Source organism: Candidatus Dependentiae bacterium, from assembly GCA_020431705.1.
Taxonomy (GTDB): domain Bacteria; phylum Babelota; class Babeliae; order Babelales; family Vermiphilaceae; genus JAGQHQ01.
Genome location: JAGQHQ010000012.1, coordinates 1 through 20,477 on the forward strand (window position 1 = coordinate 1; position 20,477 = coordinate 20,477).

Sequence of the window (20,477 nt, forward strand, 5' to 3'; positions counted from 1 at the left end):
TGTTTCATGGCTACAAGGCTGTGAGAAATAGAGATAGTTAGTGATACAAATAGAAATTTTTTAAAAAATGATGACATGTTTTGCATAAAAACCCCACAAAAATAACTAATAAAACTTTTCAAGTATATTGTAGTCTAGTATAAGGTTTTTTTTTTTTTTTAACAAGAGTTATTTAAGCAGAGTCATCTTTTTTGCGTGTTATCTGTTCCACTATTTTAGTAATTTTTTTGGATCCGTTTAAAATAATAAATCCATAAAGTATCATAATACAACCTACCAGAACAATAACTACATCAAGTCGTTGGCGAAATATGCCAAATGTATGTACAATTAGTATTGTACCAAAAACTACAAGCCCTATTCCTTTGAATGTCTCTGGAATATTACGTAGGAAATCAAACATTACATTGCTCCTTTTTTTATATTTCCACCGGTTAGTAATTATTTTAAGTTGTTGTATGATCCTGGCTCAATAGTTTTAATGTTTAAAAGGAAAAAAAATTAGTTGTTTAGTGAGGCTTTTTGTATCAGTTTATGTAATGATACCAACCGTTGTTTATTCAGAAAAATCATTGTATCAAAAAATTCTGTACCATAATATGGCATCACTTACATGGGAAGAGCAAGAATGGCCAGATGAATCATTTGGTTCATATTTAAAACGATACATTGAATATCAGCAACATCCATGTGAAGCACAAAAAAGGTATATTGCATGCAATATGCTTGATTCTTATTACAAGCAATATCCAGGTATTGATAATGATGTGCTTACGGATGTGACAACGTGGCGTGATATTAATTTATTTTGTGGCAAACAACACAAACATATTTATTTAGCGAGTATTGTGGATCGTACATACACAGAAATTGGTAAAGTGTCGCTATTTGGTATGCTGGCAACTCCACAAACTGATATTTTGTTACTACAAAAGCGACAGTCAATTGTGTGTGAATTACTAGAGAATAAAAAACTGTATCAGCAATTGAATTATATTTTTACTGAAATTGCTGATACAGAGAATATGATACTTTCTTTTTGGAGCTTATGGGGAAACGATCCACTTTTTAACGCAGCAAAAAAATATTATTTTTCTTTTCCCTTATTAAAAACTGTTACTCATGCATTGAATACCAATCAATTATTGCTAGAAATAAACAATAAAATAGGACATAATCGCCGTTTTGTGCTTTTTATTACAAGTGTACTTGCAGCAGCGGTGTTGCCTGCATATGGTATTATGTGTTTATTGGGTATTGAGTGTCCACAATTTGTAAGTATAGTGGTAGAAAAACTGAGGGGGGCAGGAGGACGAATGCTTTCTCTTTTTTCTTTAGTTGACAATCGTTTTGTTTTGGCTGGTACGAGCATAACTGCTGGTGCGTATTGTGCGCTTAATTGTCAAGATGAATATAGCTGTGCATTTGATCATATGTTATTAGATGATTTACTGCACAAAAAGATGGTTATTGTTGCACGTTATGTGCGTGCTGTTAAAAAGTTAAAACGGGTAATTGATAACAATTATATATTGTATAATGTGTTAGAAAAAAATGAACATTTATCTCATTTTTTCAGTAGTAATATAAAGTCAGTAAAACTACTTATTCGATTGTTAGAACAGTTAACAGATACAAAAAAGACTAACATGTTTTTTTTACAGGGATGTGTATTGGCCACATATTATTTGTTACATGAAATAAAAAATGAGTTATTGCCGATATTGGTATCTGTTGGCGAAGTTGATATGTATCTTTCTATTGCTCGTTTGTATAAAGAATTTGAAGATAAACGAGTACATATTTCTTTTGCAGAATTTAAAAATGCAGATAAGCCATTTATTGAACTTGAGAATTTTTGGAACCCATTTATTGAAGATAGTAACGTTATTCCAAGTTCAATTATTTTTGGGGGAGATATGCCACAAAATGGTATTATCACTGGGCCAAATGCTGCTGGTAAATCAACTATTTTACATGCAATCGTGATTAATTTGATTCTTGCTCAAACCATGGGTATTGCGCCAGCAAATAAAATAATAATTACGCCATTTGCAAAAATTGCTAGTTACTGCAATGTAACTGATGATATTGCTGCAGGTAACTCTTTATTTAAAGCACAAGTAATACGTGCACAACGTTTGATTAATAATATAGTATCGCTATCAAAGGATGCATTTAGCTTTGTGGCAGTTGATGAGATGTTTAATGGTACATCTGAATTTGAAGGAAAATCAATTGCTTATGCGGTTACACAACGATTTGGCACGTTTTCAAACAGTGTGTGTCTTATTGCAACGCACTTTCTTGAATTAACACAGTTGGCTGCCCATACTGCAAACTGTTTTGCGAATTATAGGGTTGGTGTAGAAAAAATGGTAGATGGAAGTTTATGCTATCCATTTGTTTTAGAAGAAGGTGTTTCTGATCAACATGTAGCGCTTGATATTGTACGCAATCAGGGGCTAGAGCACGCAATAATTGATAAAGCACAAGAGTTTATGAGTAAGATGCTAAAAAACCATGAATTGGCCATGGATTAGTAAAGTCAAGATGTATGTCTTTGAGTGGTTGGTGATGCACTAAGAAGGTAATGTGATTTAGTGATACGTTAACTTCTCGTATTGTTTTTAATAATGATTCAATTAACATCCATTTATTATATGTTGATTGTTGTTTATCAAATGGATTACGGTCAAAAGAAATATAGGCATGTTGTGTATCTGTAGAAAGTAAGACTGTTTGTACGGTAATTTTTTTAGTAATCATGTGTTCTTCTTCAAGCCAGGTAAACCAGCTATTCAATAGATACGTGATATTTTGACCGATATCATTAGAATGCCAAATGAGTTCAGTTTTTTCAGTATGCCATTTTTGGTTGTGCCAATAATGGAAAGTGATTACTTTTCTTGTTACATCTAGCTGTTGTTTATATGTTTTGATATCTGTTTTGTACGAAGGGTATTTAAAAATAATATACCCATTTAAGTAGGCAAATAAAAATATACCGATGCATAAACTAGCTAAACAAGCGATTGCGATGTGATAGAAGTAATATTGATTCATAATGGCTCTGTTTTTAAGAATAATATTTTTATGGTTTTTTATTATGGATTATTATTTATGAGGGATATCAGGGCTATAGCAATAGGCTCTACATATTGGCGCCAATTGTCTTTATTTTTAAGACCGATTTCAATACCAATTGCTGGTGCAACAATACCTATGAGTGGTGCAAAAGGAAGTTTAAAAATACCATAAACAGTAAATTGGTATGCATATTTTTTGCTTTCCAGAACACGTTGCATTGTTTCAATCGATTTTTTTGTTGCATCAAAATTAATTAAGTACGCTTCATCATAAGGCCAAAAATAAAGATCAGGTTTTTGAGTAATAAACTCATTTCCATATGAAAAGTAATACAAAAATACATCAGGTTTTGTTTTTTCTTCATAATAAAAGTGAATGCTTAGATATAAATCAATACCTAAGCGATTAGCAAAATTAGCATTTTGTAGTTCTTCTATCGTATCACCGGCAAATCGTGTTGAAATAACATGCAATGTTGATTCTGAATAGTGCTTGTATAATTCTTTTTTTAATTCTTGAAAAAACTGTAGAGTTATACCACGCTCAAAGTAGCCGTCGATCTTTCTGCCTATTTGTTTTGCATCGCCTGCGGGATTTACCATTATGGTGAATGGTTTGTTTTGCGTTACAAAAAAATGAAAAGATAAGAAGGCGCAAAAGAGTAGTTTGTTCATTTGTTTTATCGTGCACTCAAATCACTTGTTAAATAGTCTTTTAAAAACGTGGTCCGTTCAATACCTTTATTATTTTTAATTGCCATTGCAAGTGCTTTTGGTTGTCCGATCATAACACACAATTTTTCTGCTCGCGTTACGGCTGTATAGACTAAATTGCGTTGCAGTAGCATAAAGTGTTGCATAAAAAGTGGAATAATCACGGCAGGAAATTCAGACCCTTGGCTTTTGTGGATAGAAACCGCATATGCAAGCACCAGTTCATCAAGTTCATTTTTTTCGTATTCAACGAGTTTGTTATCAAAGCGAATAATTAACCCCCGTTCCTCTGGATCAACGTCTTCTATATGGCCCATATCACCATTGAAAATATGTTTGTCATAGTTATTGCGAATTTGCATTACCCGATCGCCTAACATAAAAAGTGTGCCTGCATGCATAATTTTTTTATGTGTTTGTTGTGGATTGAGTAACTTTTGTAAATGATGATTTAAGTTATGGGTACCAACGGGCCCACGATTCATAGGTACGAGTACAATTGCATCACTTGGTAAAATTTTTGCATAGGGTAAACTTTTGGTAAAAATATGTTTTAAATGTTCTACAACATGTTCTGGTTCATTTTCCTTTATAAAAAAATAATCTTTTTTGGTGTCTGGTAGATTTGATGTTGGAAATTCGCCGTTATTAATTCGGTGTGCATTGATAATAATCAAACTGTCTTGCGATTGTCTGAATATTTTTTGTAAACGTACACAGGTGACTGTTTCGCTTGCAATAAGATCATTTAAAAAGTTTCCAGCACCGACTGATGGAAGTTGATTAATATCGCCAATAAAAACAACATGAGCATTAAATGGCACAGCTTTTAAAATGGCATATGCTAAAAAGATATCAATCATCGAAGCTTCATCAATGATAATAAAATGAGTAGCCAGGGCATTGTTTTCGTTTTTAGTAAACGAAAATGTACTAACATCAAACTCTAGCAATCGATGAATTGTTTTTGCTGATCTGCCAGTGCTTTTTGTAATACGTTTTGCTGCGCGGCCGGTTGGTGCTGCCAGTACATAGCTTAATCCTTGATTGTCCAAAACAGTGAGTAACTTTTTTATTATAGTCGTTTTTCCCGTTCCGGGGCCACCAGTGATAATGGTTATTTTATTTTGTAAACAGGCCATAACTGCTTTTTGTTGTTCACTATTAAGTTCTATATCCTGTTCAAATTGTTTTACGCGTAAAAAATTATAAACAGTATCTAAATCTATTGTTTTAAATGGTAGTTGTTTGAGCAAATATTTAATTTTTTGTGCGGTACCTTTTTCACAGAAGTAATATGTGCTTAACGTGACAAAATGTGCAGTATTTTTAGTTATTAATTTAATTTTTTCTTCGTTATAAAGATCATGTAGGGCTGTTTTAATACGAGGATCTGCTTCGATTTGATCCAACTTCAACAATGTAACTGTTTTGTCTCGTAATGCATCAAGCTCAATATATAGATGGCCATTGCCTACATGTTGCTGGATAACAAACAGGATGCCAGAACGAATACGTTTAATCGAATCATGAGCAATACCCATATTCTGTGCAATGCCGTCTGCAATTTTAAAGCCAATACCCCAAATTTCATCGGCTAAACGATAGGGATTTTGTGTAATAATAGCAATTGACTCTTGACCATACCGTTTATAAATTTTAGCAGCATAGACAGGAGAAACATTTTTGTCTTGCAAAAAAACCATAACATTGGCAACTTCTTTTTGATCTTGCCAGGCGGTAGAGATTTTTTCGATACGTTTTGGGCCAATACCGGGAACTTCGTTCAATCGTTGTGGATGTTTATCTATAATTTCTAAAACATCAATTCCAAAATAGTTTACTAATTTTTCTGCATATGTAGGGCCAATACCTTTAATTAACCCGGAGCCTAAATATTTTTTAAGCCCCTGAACGTTTGTGGGTACTGATGCAGTGCATTGTTGTGCATCAAATTGACGGCCAAATTTAGCATGGGTAACCCAGGCACCCGTTAGTGTTACGTGTTCTCCTGGGTTGATAGATGCTAATGAGCCTTTTGCGGTTATTTTTTTTTTACCATTGAGTTCAAGAACAAATACCGTAAAGCCATTTTCGTGATTGCTGTATATAATGCGTTCGACAGTTCCGGTTATTTGTTCTTTCATGGTATTATCGTTGTTGTGCTAAAAATTCATCTTTTAATTTTTCAAATTGTTTATTTGCTTTTGGGCAGCTGCGCATCAAATCTCCTAAAAAGCAGACTAAATCGGTGCAAAAATCATCCAATGCTTCAAAATTTTTTGCATTTTTTTTAAAGACATCAAATTCTTTGCCTTCTTCTGTCTCGGCCCAATGTAGTAGTTCGCTGTTTTGGCGGTTACGTTTTTCAGCCCACTCTTCAATTAAAATAACAACCTGTTTTTTTGCGCCGTTTGCTTGACCCATGAATGGTTCAATAGTGTTGATGAAATATTCTATTGCGGCAGAAAGTGCTGTTTTTAGTTTAGCTCTTATTTTCTCATACTCTTGTATAGAATAGCTAGCAGCTTTTTCTGCATATTCACGCGCAATGGCGATTAACTCTTTTAGTGTATACTGCTTTCCATCATATTCAAAAAGGCCAATGCGTACCTTGCTATCTTTTTGTGGAGTACCATATTGCATTTTAATAATATTAAGGCCAACTTGTCTCATGTAGCCAACAGCTTCGCCATTAACTCCCCAGCTTTTGCCATCCAAAAATTCTATGACTGGCGAGGTCAAACAGATTGGCTCTTGTTTAGATTGTGCTACTGTAAAAAAAAATACCATAAAAATAAATAATGTTTTTTTCATACTATTCCCTATGAGTTGTATTGTTTATATTTTTTATATACCCGACTCATTTTATGATAAACTTTTCCTCCTTAGCTAAAAATTACAATTAACTTGAAATGATAACACAAAATCTTCTCCAATGCCGGTGCTTGCAAATGTTTTATCTACATACAAGCAAAAATTCCATACTTTATGATTTGTACCATCTCTTCTAAAAAAAATAGAAGCAAACAGTTTACTTTGATAGGCAAATGGACGACGTGCTTTAATAACCTCTAGTGTTTTTTCAAAATTTTTTGGTGTTTGAATGTTTCGTAATGATTCTTTAGTGCGTGCCCAGCCATCAGTACCAATACTAAATCCCCTACCATGTGCTTTATAGAGTAAACTAGTGGTACTTCTGACGATAATATTAGGATGTACGGTGGTGTTAAAAGCAAACGGGAATAGGCGATTAGTTAATGTCGCGGCCAAAAAATTAAAATTATCATCTGATCGATTGGTATCTTCAAAGTTGCGTTTGTCAAATTCATGCGCATTATTACAGGCAATATAACAGCGGGTTTCACGTTTTGGAAATAAGTATTGTATTGAGTAACGAGATTTTATTCTGAAATTGTGTGCCCATGATCTTCTGATAATAAAATCAAGCGGCATTTTACTATACATTATTGCACCAATACCAACATGTCCACCATTACCTAATGGAGTGTCGAGTAGATTACCACCAAAATGATCAAGTGCGGCAAGTACAAATTCTGTTGCAGCAGTTTCTGCAGTGTTATTGGCAAGTGCATTATCATCAAGTAATAGTTCTAAGTTAAATCGTGGGCGACATGTTACTTTTTTTAAGCCACGTCGAGTACCGCGAATGACACCGCGTGTAAATGTAAGTGCGGTTGGAATATCTATAAAACCGCCAAGATTGAATGCCCAGCGTTGTGAACGAGTCATCGGCGCATCAATGGAAATTCTGGCATCACCAAAACCAAGTTTGGTTGCAACCAAATGCTCATCCTCAAAATCAATTTGGTCTTCTTCCTCTAATGCTCCAAGTTCTGCTTCAAGTGCTGCACGTTCTTTATCTGTGGTGAAGTAATTACGCTCTAGAAGATAAAATGGCATTTTCCAACTGATAGTAATTTCATGTAGTGGGCCAGGCAGGGTGTGTTTACCATAAAACATAAAACCTGTTCTGCGCTCTTGTACGGTTAAATTACGAATTAAAAAAGTAACGCGGTCTGGATTTATATCAAAATTTGGTATTATTTTTTCTATTTGATTAGTAACAACTCTTAGCTTTTCTAAAAAATCTTTTTGTCTAATTGCTAAATATGATTCTATTCCTGTTGAGTCTTTTCTGAAAACCATGCGTGTCATCTGGTTGAAAAAAAAGTGGAGTCCGTAATTATGTTGCGCGGTTTCTGGTATATGTGAAGAATAATAACAATGTTGTAGCAGGCTAAAAGGATTGTCTAACAAGCTACGCGAATTGAGTGGATTAGTATTAAGAAAAAAGTCTTCTTTAAGTAAGTCAATAATTTTTAAATCATCAAGTGTGTCAATAATATCTTGTTTTTCGCGTGTGATATGCCAATCGGTTTGCTCTACAAATGCATTTGTAATTGGATCATTGAAAAAATCGTATTCTGTGAAGCTCTCGTCTGATGAGCGTATTGAAAAATAAGATAGAGAAATAAAGAAAAAACAAGCTATTTTTTTAATTTCATTCATGATATGGTTTTTTGAATTTTGTATGTGACATTATTTTATAACGTTTCAATCTAACGTATTTTATTTCAGATGACAAAATATTGAGGGGCTTTTTCATGGATCAGATAGGCACTGATAAGCGATACTTTATTGTGGAAGGTAATATTGGAGCAGGTAAATCTACTTTTTTGCGCATTTTAAAAGAGCAACTCAATGTGCCAATTATTTTTGAGCCGGTAGAAAAATGGCAAACAATTGAAGGTACTACAGAAAATCTATTAGAAAAATTTTATTCCGATACGCAGCGATGGGCGTATACATTTCAATCATATGCATTTATTACTCGTGTTCTTGCGCTAGAAGATGCATTAAAAACAACACCGTATCAAACAAGTGTTCTTGAACGATCAGTGTTTTCTGATCGATACTGTTTTGCAAGAAATTGTTATGAACAGGGTAATATGAATGCGCTTGAGTGGAAATTGTATCAAGAATGGTTTGTGTGGCTTGTGAATAATGTAATGACAAAGCCTGCTGGTTTTATTTATTTAAAAGCAGATCCAAAAAAATGTTATGAGCGTTTGTGCAAACGTGGTAGATCGGAAGAATCTCCTGTTGCTCTAGATTATTTGCAACAGTTACACAACAAGCATGAGAAGTGGTTAATAGAAAAAGATAATATCGCAGATTACTTGCAAGATTTGCCAGTGCTTGTGTTAGATTGTAACCAAGAGTTTGAAAGTGATGTAGCGGTGCAACGCAATCATATAAAATACATTAGGCAGTTTATACATGATGAGGAGGTCTATGTACCAAAAGAAAAGCTCGTGCCAAAGGCGTTAGTTTAATAGTTTGTATCGTTTATAATAATTGTTTTTTAATGGGAAAAGTTTGTATGTGTCGTATAAGACATACATTTTTGTTACTGGCTGTTTGTTTTATTTTCTACCCGTTTATTTCTTTGCAAGCAATGCAAGGCGCAATTGTATTTGATGCCAGTGTTGTGCCGGGGGATACTGTGAAAATTTTTTCTTCAGTCGGTCGGGTAAAAATGACATATCAGATAAATAGTAATTCGTTAGTTGAAGTTATTCGTAATTGGGACCAGCAGTCACCTTTTGATACAGCTTTTTCGCTTTCTATGGGAGATTGTGTACATATTTTTTGGGGTAATACTAATAGGAGTGTATCTTTTTTAAATGAATTCTCGGCTGCATGGTTTGTTGCCATGAGTATATTGCAATCAAGAGGTAACCTGTATACAGGTAGTAGCCTTTTGAAAGGTAATCAAGATATTCAGGGACAAAGTACATATAGAGAAGGTGATACTGATGAGAGCGGTTATGAAGATGAGCATGTATTAGTCGGAGAAGAAACAGTGGGTGAAAAAAATGAGACTAATAAACGTCGTAGATTGAGCTGCGACTTTGATAGGGAGGAAGAACAAAAGGATACTTTTACTTCTGACTCAGACTCTGCTTCTGAGGATGATGGAAAGACAGTTGATAAATCTAAACCCCCGAAAAAAAGAAGAATGTTTCCTTTGAGTGGGTAAAAAAAGCGAAGTACTTCACTGAAATACTTGTTAAAAATAAAATATTATGGTTACTATAATAAACAACACGCAAAAAAGGGGTCACAATTTCTTAAAAAAAGAAAGGCATAGCTATGGATATTGTTTATGCAAAAGCTGCAGCGTGTATTGGCGCTGGTATTGCAATGGGATTAGGGAGTATTGGGCCGGCACTTGGGCAGGGACTTGTTGGAATGAAAGCGTGTGAAAATATTGGTAAATATTCTGAAAATGCCGGGCAAATTCGCACAACTATGATGATTGCCATGGGTATCGTAGAGTCGTCTGCAATTTATGCGTTGATGATTGCGGGTGGATTGATTTATCTAGCAATGTCTCTATAAAAAATGGAAATTAATGCGACGTTGATTGTACAAGCAATTAATTTTTTAGTTGCCTATGTATTGTTGCGGATGTTGTTTTTTAAACCAGTCGTGCATGCTATTAAAGAAGAAGATAATCAGCGTGATGGGTTATTATCTGGTATAGAAGAGCGCATGCAATTACTACGGCATAAAGAAGAAGAAAAAATGGCGTATTTGGTGCAATGTCAAAATTATTTTGCACAACATGCGCCAATGCGTGCGGTACGTTTTATTTTCAGATCTAATCAGGTACATGAACCGCAGTTGGTATCACTTGATATGCACGTGATAGAAAAACAAACAGCATTACTGCAGAACGCAATCGTAGAAAAGGTTTCTATTGCGCAGTTAAACAATGCAATAACAAAGGACGCGCATGTTGGTAGTTAGTGATATTGTTGCTGTTTTTTTTCGTCTGGCTAATTTTGCAATGCTCATTGCGCTGTGTGTTTATTTATTTAAAAAGTACATTTATCAAAGTTTGCGTGACCAAATAGCACAGAAATGTGTATTTATACGTGGGCTTGAAAATAAAATGACAGCATTGGAAAGACAAAAGGATGAATTACACGTACAAATTGTGCAGCAGCAAACGAAATGTAAAAAATTAATGCAGGATATAGCAGTCTGGCAACAAGCAGTAATACACGAACAAGAAAAGGCAGAAAAAGAGCGTCAAGCAAGTGCTGATGAGCAAAGTAAGCGTGTTGCAGTACAAACAGCATATTTAGAGGCAGAACGGCTGAGGGGTGTGGTGCTACCTCAGGCAATTGGCAATGCTCAAAAACAGCTACATATTCTTTTTCAGGAATCTGATGCCGGACGTATTTTTACTAAAGATATTCTTACTCAATTACAGCAAAGTGTGCATAAACAGCGAGGTTCATAATGAGTGGAAGCAAAAGTTACATTGCACAGAAGTATGCTGTTGCATTTGTAAATGTATATGGCAAACATATTGACAAAAATATGTGCGATATGCTGATGGATCTTGCGTGGAAACTAAAAAAAAAATATGGTGCACTTGCATTGCTTAGTACACCTTGCATTGCATATGAAGCAAAACATCATGCTCTTAAAAAATTATTGCCAGTACAGTATTTTGATACGCTTATTGGTTTATTAATAAAAAATAAAAGAATTTTATTGTTGCCGCAGGTGCTTGTTCATATTGTTAAGTACTACTATAAGCAGCATAACATTATTCGTTTTGTTATTTCTAGCGCACAAGAGTTGACAGGACAAGAAATAAAAACTGTGGTTGATTTTTTAGCGACAAAAGCAAATACTGTTGTTATCTACCATTATAAAATAGATCAACAGTTAATTGCTGGTATTCGTGCCCAGAGTGATCAGTTTGTGTGGGAATGCTCTGTACGGCAACGGCTGCAACATATTGAACGTACGCTCCTCATTGGGTAAAGGTAAAATAAACTATGGATGTTAAAAATATCGATCTTATTTCGTTGTTTGAAAAATCATTACAAGAATTACCAGAGCAGGAACTCGAAGAAGTTGGAGTTGTTGTTAGTGTTGGTGACGGTATTTGCCATGTGCATGGTTTGAATAATGCAATTTTTGGTGAGCGTATTGATTTTGAAGGTGGCAATAGTGGTATTATTTTTAATTTAGATGAATCTTCTGTTGCGGTATTTTTATTGTATGAAACAGTGCACGTAAAAGAATTAGAAGTTGCCAAGCGTACGGGGCAAGTATATAAAACACCCGTTGGTGATACAATGCTTGGCCGTGTTATTTCTGCACTAGGTGTGCCACTTGATGGTTTGGGAGAAATTGCTACAGATGAATTGCGGCCAATCGAAGCGATTGTACCGCAAATTATTGAGCGTTCTCCTGTCAATGAATCATTAGAAACTGGTATTTTATCAATTGACGCGTTGGTGCCAATTGGTAAAGGCCAACGTGAATTGATTATTGGTAACCGCAATACCGGAAAAACTGCAATTGTGCTGGATGCGATTTTGCATCAAAAAGGTAAAAACGTAAAATGTATTTATGTTTCTATTGGTCAACGGCAAGCGAATGTGGCGAGATTAGTACGATTATTGCAAGAAAATAATGCATTGGAATATACAACAATTGTAGCAGCTGATGCGAGCCAAGCAGTACTGAATCATTATCTTGCTCCGTATGTCGGTTGTACTGTTGGTGAATATTGGCGAGACAAAGGTGAAGATGTATTAATTATTTATGATGATTTAAGTAATCATGCAATTGCATTTCGTCAAATGTCTTTATTATTACGCCGTGCGCCAGGTCGTGAAGCATTTCCTGGTGATGTTTTTTATCTGCATTCACGGTTGCTTGAGCGTGCAGGGAAATTAGCGACAGGTGGTTCATTAACTGCATTGCCGATTGTACAGATTCAAAGTGATGATATTACTGCATATATTCCGACTAACTTGATTTCTATCACAGACGGACAAATTTTCTTAGATACTAAATTATTTAATCAGGGTATTCGTCCAGCAGTTAACGTTGAGCTTTCAGTATCTCGTGTTGGCGGTTCTGCACAAACCAAAGCAGTTAAAAAAATGACCAAAGCGTTACGATTAGAACTTGCACAATACAATGAACTACTGGATTTTGCACAGTTTGGTACTGAGCTTGATGATGTCTCGCAACGCAAATTACAACGCGGTGCATTAGCAGTTGAAATGCTTAAGCAGCAGCAATATGAAACTTATTCATTTGTTGATCAAGCACTTATTCTGTTTTTACTTAAAGAAGATTTTTTAGATTCGCTTGCAGTTAAACATGTACAGCCCTTTATATGTCAGTTTGTTAGTTTTGTTCAATCTGTACATAAAGATGTGTATGAGGCAATTCTGAGCGCAGCAGATGTTGATGACGATGTATCTGAAAAGCTCAAAACAATTGCGGCGGAATTTAGTGTATTATTTGTTCCGCAAGAAAAAAAATAATACATTTGTGCTTTAGTTTCAGTTGTTTTATACTTAAACGATCTTAAAAAGTTATTGTGCCCGTAGCTCAGTTGGATAGAGCGACGGACTTCTAATCCGTAGGTCGTGGGTTCGAATCCTACCGGGCACACCAATCCTCAATACTGGAATTTGTTATCCAATTCTCTATATATATATCTCTATCAGGAATTACTTAAAAAAGGCAGAAAGATTACGAAAATATATGTACATTTATATAGACGAATGTTACCATGAAAAACAATGTGAACAACTAATATAATTCGCATGTAGTTGGGTTGTACATGACTGTGTATTATTAGGTTTTGAGGGTGTTGATTGAGGTGCTCAAAAGGAAAGAATTTTCGCAATGTTAATTAAGTAGTGTTTATTAATTTTTAATGAGGATAAATATGAAGAAGCTTTTAGCTTTGTTTCTTTTAGTACCATCTTTCATTTCTGCTATGCAGATTGAAAAAAAGAATCTTCATATTCAGGATATAGTTTGATGGGGGATGCTGGCCAAAACCACGTGTCTTCTGGCGCTGGTATATCATGCGTTATAGTCAAATGTTTATAGCAAATTCATATTTACATAGAATAGCAGTTAGTAAAGACAAGCACGCAAAGCTCAGGAACAACGCGCTCTATGGAAAGCAAAGATAAAAAAATGGCTGAAAACAGATTAACGTTTTGGAAATGTTTTTGTATCCAATTGCGCAGAAAGTGGATAGGATGTATAGATATACTGATGGCCGGTGGTTTTTTGGGATGTATACTCAAAATGCCATGGCAATGGGCCTATATTTTATCTGGACTCATCAGCCTCTTTCTGTCGATGCTACATGAAGCATATAAACGATATAATAAACTACGTCAGTAGATCACACCACTCACTACTGACGTAGTGTCTAAACTTAATGCACCTTTTGTTTTTGATGGTAAATGTATGTTGGCAAATAGCTTGCATTGTGCTTTTTTTAAATCTTATTAATTCAATCTGTATATTTTTTATGCTTTTTTATTGTATGCTTGGTATGAAGTAGAATGACTATTGAGTGTAATGATGCTTAAGTTAGGGGATGTGCTATGAAAAAAGGTATTTTATTTTTATTGGGTATGTTTAGTATCTTTTTGTTTATTCCATGTGCGTGGACTATGAATAAGCCGATTGATATGACAGAAGAAGAACTACAAATTGATATGACAGAAGAAGAACTACAAAATGCAATAAAAGAAAAAAAAGAATCGATAAACACAATGAAAACTTTTCTAGAAAAAAATCAGGATAATCAAGAACCCTCTATAAAGGAAGTCGTTGATAAATATCAAACAAATATAAGTTCTGATACGCAAGATCTAGAAACTTTAAACAGGGAGCTTAATAAGCGACGTCGATTAGAACAAAAATCTAAATATGAAGTTGCTCAAATATATATATCACCGGGCGTTAAAAGAGGGAGAGAAGGGTTTGAGCAACAAACATCTGATTCGGAGATTGTAGAAAAAACTCTTAAAATAATATCTGATTTTATCAATAATCGGAGCAAGAGAGGTGAAGAACATAAGAATTATATGGATATGATGCGAGAACATGAAGATTTAAAAAAAGATTTTCTATTTTGCCAACAAGCACTAATAAACGAAGAAACTAAGTTTTTTGTTAACTGTATGTCAATGTTAGAAAGTGTAAAGCAACCGCTTAGTGATGCATTTGATGCTCTTGGTAGATATCTATCAACAATCAGAAGAATGTCTGAACTAAAAAGAACACCAGAAAAAACTGGCGAAGTTGAAGTAGAAGAGAAATCAAAGGAAAAAACACTTGAAGAACTTGAAATTTCTGGTCGCATAGAGAAAGTAACTGGTAAGTATAAAATTAATATTGTTGATTTAATTAAGATTATGAATAAAGCAATAGAAGATATGAATAAGTTTATCCAGGGTAGTACTTCATACCAAGATATATCTGCTTTGTTTGTTGAGCGTTCTTCTTCAGCTCGTCTGATTGCTCAGTTTATTAATACAGCAATAGATCCAAATGCAACAAGAAAAATAAGCGGAGAGTATGGAGATGATTATCTTTTGATTGATATGACACCAGAAGAAAAAAATGCAATGCGATATTTATTCCCTGATAGAAACTACGGTGAGAAAGAGCCGACTGAGACAAGGAGGGGGGGCTGGAAAAGTTATGTACCCTCATTACTAAGAAAATGGTGGACTCCCTCAGCTGGTAGAGCAGTAGTAAGAGAAAAATAAAAAATAAGCTTAGTGAATTCAAATATTCATAAATATACTTAAAGGGGAGATAATGAAAATACATAAGCGGTTAAATAGACTGTTATTAGGTGGTGTTGTAGTGCTTGCTTTAGGTGGTAGCGATACTTTTGGAAAAAAGTATAGTATGGATAGCGATGGTTACTCAAAATTACAAACAGGATTTAAAACAAATAATGATACTATTAAAGAAATAGCATCTAAATTTGAAAAAATGAACGAAAAACTCAGAGATTTAACGTTATTTGATTTACCTAAAAAATGTATCAACAAAGAGAATTTTAATAAAGCAAAATATTGATTTGAACAATTTGTTACATGGCTTAAAAAGTACGAGTATGCAGAAGAATATACACAATTTACAAATAAACCAGAAGGAATACGAACAATTACTTATGACATTATGGAAACAAAAGATTGGGATTCCAGTCAAATCTTTGATGAGATACAAATAGCAGATGAATGGATAAAAACAGAGAGAATAAAACTTGAAAAGGAAGTTAAAAAACGAAAAATAAACTAGAAGAGTTAAACAATAATCAAGAAGAAATAAAAAAATCAATAAATGAAATAGAAGATTTTCTTATTGAAAAAAATAATAAAGAGATAGTAAGCGCCTGGCGAACAGAGTACTTTGATAGTATGGATACAAAATATAGCAACTTGCAAAAGCAAGGTAGAGAGTTGCGAATAGACATTCAAAAATATAAAAAAAGGTAAATGTATTTAATCGATACAGAGATTAATTTTATTAAGTTGCTTAGAATAACCTATTTGGGTATAGATAGAAAGAAAGGCGATCTTGAAGCTTTTGCTAAATGGCTAAACGAAAATGACTATACTCAACAGGCTGACTATGTGCGAAGCAATATAGAGTTATTGGCAGCGGAATCAATCGCAAATTTTTTACAAGAGCAGCATGATTGGGTTAGGTTTGAAATTGATAGAATACAAAAAATAATAACATGGCTTGATGAAAAGATGGAGAATAAGTTTAAAGAGGCTGAGCAAGGTAAGAGCAATTTGAATCAAGAGAGGAGAGAGAAGGGTTTTTGGTCATTACCAAAAGATATAGATATTTCTGGAGTTAAGAAATGGTTTCAACGACTAATAGGAAAGTATGGCGAAGCTCAAAAATAAGTAGATAAAATTGGTGTTCTTATTTTTTTATGCTAAAAATGAATGGGCGTGTAAGATACATTCAAATTATCATGAGGATTTATAAAGTAGTTTAATTAGGAGAGGGTAATGAAAATACATACACTGTTAAATAGATTGTTGTTCTGTATAACTGTAGTACTTGCTTTTGTGGGTAAAAATACCTTTGGAATGCGGGAAAATGGCACCAGTCAAATTGGGCAATTAAAAGAGTATCAAGAAAGTATCTACGATTCTTTGAAAAGTAATTTGGATAGCGTTACTCAGGCTTTAGAAAAAGCTGAATTTGAATATGAAGCAGTAGAGCAGGCAATGCATTATCTTATGCTTATTAAATTTCCTGATCATGTTGATGCAGGTAATGTAGCTGAGGTAAAGGCTGAATTTGAAAAATTTGTTTCATTTCTTCAAGAAAATAATTTTCAAGAAAAGATTCGTGAAATGATAGTGTACGTAGAGTCTATTATTCCTGAAGCAATTGAATCAAAGATGCTTACATATGAAGGTATTAAAAATAAAATAGAAGAGCAAAAGATATGGATTAACAATCAACTAAATAGTTTTCAGAATCTTATTAATCAGAAAAAAGATAAAATGGAAATGCTAACTAGTGCTAAAAAAGAGCGAGAAGATGAGCTGACCAATTTTATCGAGGCTCTTTTGGTTAAAGACAAAATAACATTAGTGGAAAGTCAGATACTTGCGCAGTATAGCGAATATATGGGTAAAAAACATAATGATCTTATCAATAAAAGAAAAGATCTGGTACTAGAGGCTAGGGGGCTAGGAGGCGTGATATGGAGACTAGGGTCGATGATTATTCATCCGCTTGCAAGGCTGATTGCACGTTCTTATCCAGTTCATAAATGTCAAGAGGAATTGAGGTATACCAAAGGCATGCTTGATAAGCTTGGCTATAAAGAAAAATCAGATGAAGCAGATAAATATAGATTACTAGAAGATAAGAATCAAATTATGAGTGGTATGAATAAAATCGTTAATTGGGCACGTTTTGAAGTTTCTAGATTAGAGCAAGTAAAGAATACTAAGCGACTTAGGCAGAAAGCATTGGCTATGCTTAATCAGGCAAAGAAAATCATGCAAGAGATATCGAGGATAAAATGGGTAATATTTAAGTTTGAATCAAATACAACTTCAAGGGCATAGCGGCGACGCAGCACTTCTAGAGCTACTATACGATATCAAGAAGCTTGATACTATAACTATTTCAGGTAACAATAGCTCAAAAATAATCATATAAATCGATATATTAGGGTGTGCCATCTGGTACACCCCTTTTTACTTCCTATATATACTCACTTTTTGAGTATGGCCCATAGGGGTTATTGACTATTTGGATTATTTTGATAGTCTAAAATAGACAATATATTAAAATTATGCACACAAAAGTGCAATACATTAAATGGAGAGATTTTTATGAAAAGGGTTATTAAACTTTCATTTTCTTTATTATTATCTGTTGGATACATAACAACGATATTTGCTGATAAAGTTTCTTTTTTGGGTACAACGTATAATGTTTCTAAAGGCATTGCTCAACAAGTAGGTGCAGAAATAGCACAATTTAACCAAATACCTATATGTGCGACAACTCAAAAAGGTTGTGAAGCACAACGATTAATACATTTTTTAGCATCTCATCATAGTCGCAAGGAACTTGCTTTTGATTATGCGTGTGAGGTTCTATCACATTACTCAATGGCATGTCGCTCGGGGCTTGTCGCAGGAGCTATTGCAGGTGCATTTGTTGGGTCTGGTTTTGCCTCAAAAATAGTATCTAAGGCATATAATATTACAAAAAATGTTATTAACTGTGCGTACAAAAACAAATTAAAAGTTGTTATTGCGCTTTGTGCAATTTCTGCTTTTGCTATGTATGAGCGCACAGATTTAATGCATATGATACATAAAGAATTGAATGTATTGAAGGAAATGCGTGATTTTGTCCTTTCTAATATTCACGTTATTCCTGTAGATAAAGATACGTTTGCTACTTTTGCTATTCCATTTGTTGGTTCTTTTTCCTCTTTTGCTATTGTAACATTAGCAATAAGAAATTGCTTCAACAAGGTATGTAGAAAGAAAGAGTTAGCGCATTAACATCATTATTATTCTATCACATACAAAGGGTGTATTAGAGTATGCATCCTTTATATGTGATTTTTTTGTTGTTTTAATTAATTATGTTAGATATATACAAAGGCTTTAGTGTTTGACGATTTGGAATATTTGTTTAGTATGATAGTTATATATTGCTATTTACTATGTGTTAAAAATGAGTACAAAATGCAGCGTAAGAGCGTATTTTGATAATTTAATATTGCGTACAATTCATAATTTTGGGGTTAGAGGGAACTTTTTATGAAGATATTTTATAATAATTTATTATTAGCTGTGGCAGGCATAGGTTTATCGGTGTTTAGTATTTCAGCGGATAAATATGATCATTTAGCACCAAGTCAAAGGCCAGAAAATGCTAAAGCGGTTAAAATGAATCCAGGATATGGAGAGCATTTAGATAGTCTTTGGAAAAGGCAACAATTACAAATAATAAAAAAATTAAAAAAGAGTGATTGTTCTAATGTATCTCAAATAGAGTTTAAAGCGCTAGAGCCCGAGGTAAAAGAAACTTTTTCAGAAACACAATTTGCTACAGAAGCAGAATCTATTGCAGAAGCAAAATTAATTATGAATACTTCAACAACAGATGAGGTTGTGAACATTCCTGTTGCTCACAAGCAAACGGTGGGACAGTGGTTTAAAGATAGTTGTAATAAAACAAAGGATAAAGTAGTATCATATGCAGAAACAGGAAAAAATTTTATATATGATCAAATAATCGTACATCCATATGCAGCAATTGCTGGTGTTGCAATTGGTGTTGCATATGAAGCTCGTTTATTGAGTAAGTTAGCATACGGTATTGGAAAAACTGCAAAAAGAGTGTACTATACAATAGCAAAAAACAAGATTAAATCAGTTTTAATTACTGGATCAACTACTCTTGGATGTGCTGGAGCAATACTTATTCTTTATTATTATAATCCAAAACTTGTAGAGGATATTATTGCATCTGTTGATGCTACGATATTTGATTTAGAGAAAATTGTGTTGGGTGCAATTGCAACAAAAGATCAAATAATCAAACACGTTGTATCACCAGTATGTGTATCTGCTGCAACTGCATTAGGTACTGTTGCCACAAGTAGATTAGGTCAATACATGCATGGCAAAGTGACCAATTGTAAAAAAATGCAAAAACTAATTAATAAATAACATTGTTTATGAGTGGTGAAATATGTCGAAAAAAATGATATTGTTATTTCTAATCTATAGTACATTGATATCGTTTACATTTGTGCAATGTGAAGATGATGATACTTTTTTTAATGATGTCGTAGTAGATCAATTTAATGACGTAGATCAATCAGCTTTTATGCAAGATGTTACAATGGAGTTCCTCAGGTACTTTTGTGTAAGTCGTTATAATAATGATGTTACATTGAGCTGTCGTAAGGCGGCTAACTATTTGTGGGCAAAAAATTGCTCAATGGGTAATGACTATGCCTGTTACATGATGAAAATAGTGCAAAAAGCATATTTACCTAGTTATGACACACCAGGTGATCAAATGCCTGAATTTTGCAGGCAATTGTTGAGTGAGAAGCCTGAATTTTGCAGGCAATTGTTGAGTAAGAAGAATGGTGTAAATGAATTGTATTATTATGATCAAGTATATCAAGCTATTTTAGCAAGAGAATTTAGCAAGAGAATTTAGCAAGAGAATTCGGGGTGGTGCGAATGAATATGAAGAACTCTAAGA

General features: G+C 33.9%; 22 protein-coding genes and 1 tRNA gene. 17 read left to right on the forward strand and 6 right to left on the reverse strand.

Features of this window, described 5'->3' with window-relative positions:
• Positions 1–172: 172 nt before the first annotated feature.
• Complete coding sequence (locus KC460_03845) at positions 173–403, reverse strand: hypothetical protein (GenBank protein MCA9770473.1); 231 nt, start codon at positions 401–403, stop codon at positions 173–175.
• 136 nt (positions 404–539) lie between these two features.
• Here KC460_03845 and KC460_03850 point away from each other — a divergent pair, with 136 nt between their 5' ends.
• Positions 540–2,543, forward strand: coding sequence for a hypothetical protein (locus KC460_03850; GenBank protein MCA9770474.1), 2,004 nt, complete (start codon positions 540–542; stop codon positions 2,541–2,543).
• Here the strand turns inward: KC460_03850 and KC460_03855 are convergent.
• The 5 genes from KC460_03855 to KC460_03875 all read right to left on the reverse strand — a co-directional run bounded on the left by KC460_03855 (position 2,500) and on the right by KC460_03875 (position 8,336).
• A complete protein-coding gene (locus KC460_03855; GenBank protein MCA9770475.1) occupies positions 2,500–3,066 on the reverse strand; it encodes a hypothetical protein in 567 nt (188 codons plus the stop codon). The genes KC460_03850 and KC460_03855 overlap by 44 nt on opposite strands.
• Before the next feature lie 41 nt (positions 3,067–3,107).
• Positions 3,108–3,692, reverse strand: a complete 585-nt coding sequence (locus KC460_03860; GenBank protein MCA9770476.1) for an N-acetylmuramoyl-L-alanine amidase — start codon at positions 3,690–3,692, stop codon at positions 3,108–3,110.
• Positions 3,693–3,769: 77 nt separating this feature from the next.
• Entirely contained in the window at positions 3,770–5,950 is a 2,181-nt protein-coding gene (locus tag KC460_03865; protein ID MCA9770477.1) for an ATP-dependent RecD-like DNA helicase, read from the reverse strand.
• 4 nt (positions 5,951–5,954) lie between these two features.
• Complete coding sequence (locus KC460_03870; protein MCA9770478.1) at positions 5,955–6,620, reverse strand: hypothetical protein; 666 nt, start codon at positions 6,618–6,620, stop codon at positions 5,955–5,957.
• A gap of 75 nt (positions 6,621–6,695) precedes the next feature.
• On the reverse strand, positions 6,696–8,336 hold the full coding sequence (locus KC460_03875; protein MCA9770479.1) for a hypothetical protein: 1,641 nt from the start codon (positions 8,334–8,336) through the stop codon (positions 6,696–6,698).
• 95 nt (positions 8,337–8,431) lie between these two features.
• Here KC460_03875 and KC460_03880 point away from each other — a divergent pair, with 95 nt between their 5' ends.
• The 16 genes from KC460_03880 to KC460_03955 all read left to right on the forward strand — a co-directional run bounded on the left by KC460_03880 (position 8,432) and on the right by KC460_03955 (position 20,432).
• Positions 8,432–9,163 carry a deoxynucleoside kinase gene (locus tag KC460_03880; protein ID MCA9770480.1) on the forward strand — a complete coding sequence of 244 codons (732 nt, stop codon included), beginning with the start codon at positions 8,432–8,434 and terminating at the stop codon, positions 9,161–9,163.
• A 47-nt stretch (positions 9,164–9,210) separates the two neighbouring features.
• Positions 9,211–9,870: a hypothetical protein gene (locus KC460_03885; protein MCA9770481.1), complete on the forward strand. Its 660-nt coding sequence runs from the start codon at positions 9,211–9,213 to the stop codon at positions 9,868–9,870.
• A gap of 113 nt (positions 9,871–9,983) precedes the next feature.
• On the forward strand, positions 9,984–10,232 hold the full coding sequence (gene atpE / locus KC460_03890) for an ATP synthase F0 subunit C (protein ID MCA9770482.1): 249 nt from the start codon (positions 9,984–9,986) through the stop codon (positions 10,230–10,232).
• A gap of 3 nt (positions 10,233–10,235) precedes the next feature.
• Entirely contained in the window at positions 10,236–10,643 is a 408-nt protein-coding gene (locus tag KC460_03895) for a hypothetical protein (GenBank protein MCA9770483.1), read from the forward strand.
• Positions 10,630–11,142, forward strand: coding sequence for a hypothetical protein (locus KC460_03900; GenBank protein ID MCA9770484.1), 513 nt, complete (start codon positions 10,630–10,632; stop codon positions 11,140–11,142). The genes KC460_03895 and KC460_03900 overlap by 14 nt, the downstream gene beginning before the upstream one ends.
• Positions 11,142–11,675: an ATP synthase F1 subunit delta gene (gene atpH, locus KC460_03905; protein MCA9770485.1), complete on the forward strand. Its 534-nt coding sequence runs from the start codon at positions 11,142–11,144 to the stop codon at positions 11,673–11,675. The genes KC460_03900 and atpH overlap by 1 nt, the downstream gene beginning before the upstream one ends.
• Positions 11,676–11,689: 14 nt before the next feature.
• Positions 11,690–13,198: a F0F1 ATP synthase subunit alpha gene (atpA, locus tag KC460_03910; protein MCA9770486.1), complete on the forward strand. Its 1,509-nt coding sequence runs from the start codon at positions 11,690–11,692 to the stop codon at positions 13,196–13,198.
• A gap of 56 nt (positions 13,199–13,254) precedes the next feature.
• Positions 13,255–13,331 (forward strand) — tRNA-Arg (locus KC460_03915).
• Between the two features lie 513 nt (positions 13,332–13,844).
• Positions 13,845–14,078: a hypothetical protein gene (locus KC460_03920; protein ID MCA9770487.1), complete on the forward strand. Its 234-nt coding sequence runs from the start codon at positions 13,845–13,847 to the stop codon at positions 14,076–14,078.
• Positions 14,079–14,284: 206 nt separating this feature from the next.
• Entirely contained in the window at positions 14,285–15,457 is a 1,173-nt protein-coding gene (locus tag KC460_03925) for a hypothetical protein (GenBank protein MCA9770488.1), read from the forward strand.
• Between the two features lie 52 nt (positions 15,458–15,509).
• The gene (locus KC460_03930; GenBank protein ID MCA9770489.1) at positions 15,510–15,776 is read left to right on the forward strand and encodes a hypothetical protein; all 267 of its coding nucleotides are present in this window, start codon (positions 15,510–15,512) and stop codon (positions 15,774–15,776) included.
• Between the two features lie 419 nt (positions 15,777–16,195).
• Positions 16,196–16,615 (forward strand): hypothetical protein, encoded by a 420-nt coding sequence (locus tag KC460_03935; GenBank protein ID MCA9770490.1) that lies wholly within the window; start codon positions 16,196–16,198, stop codon positions 16,613–16,615.
• A 108-nt stretch (positions 16,616–16,723) separates the two neighbouring features.
• Positions 16,724–17,800 carry a hypothetical protein gene (locus tag KC460_03940; GenBank protein MCA9770491.1) on the forward strand — a complete coding sequence of 359 codons (1,077 nt, stop codon included), beginning with the start codon at positions 16,724–16,726 and terminating at the stop codon, positions 17,798–17,800.
• 270 nt (positions 17,801–18,070) lie between these two features.
• Positions 18,071–18,754, forward strand: a complete 684-nt coding sequence (locus KC460_03945; protein MCA9770492.1) for a hypothetical protein — start codon at positions 18,071–18,073, stop codon at positions 18,752–18,754.
• Between the two features lie 261 nt (positions 18,755–19,015).
• Positions 19,016–19,930 carry a hypothetical protein gene (locus tag KC460_03950; GenBank protein MCA9770493.1) on the forward strand — a complete coding sequence of 305 codons (915 nt, stop codon included), beginning with the start codon at positions 19,016–19,018 and terminating at the stop codon, positions 19,928–19,930.
• Positions 19,931–19,952: 22 nt separating this feature from the next.
• The gene (locus KC460_03955) at positions 19,953–20,432 is read left to right on the forward strand and encodes a hypothetical protein (GenBank protein MCA9770494.1); all 480 of its coding nucleotides are present in this window, start codon (positions 19,953–19,955) and stop codon (positions 20,430–20,432) included.
• Positions 20,433–20,477: the final 45 nt, after the last annotated feature.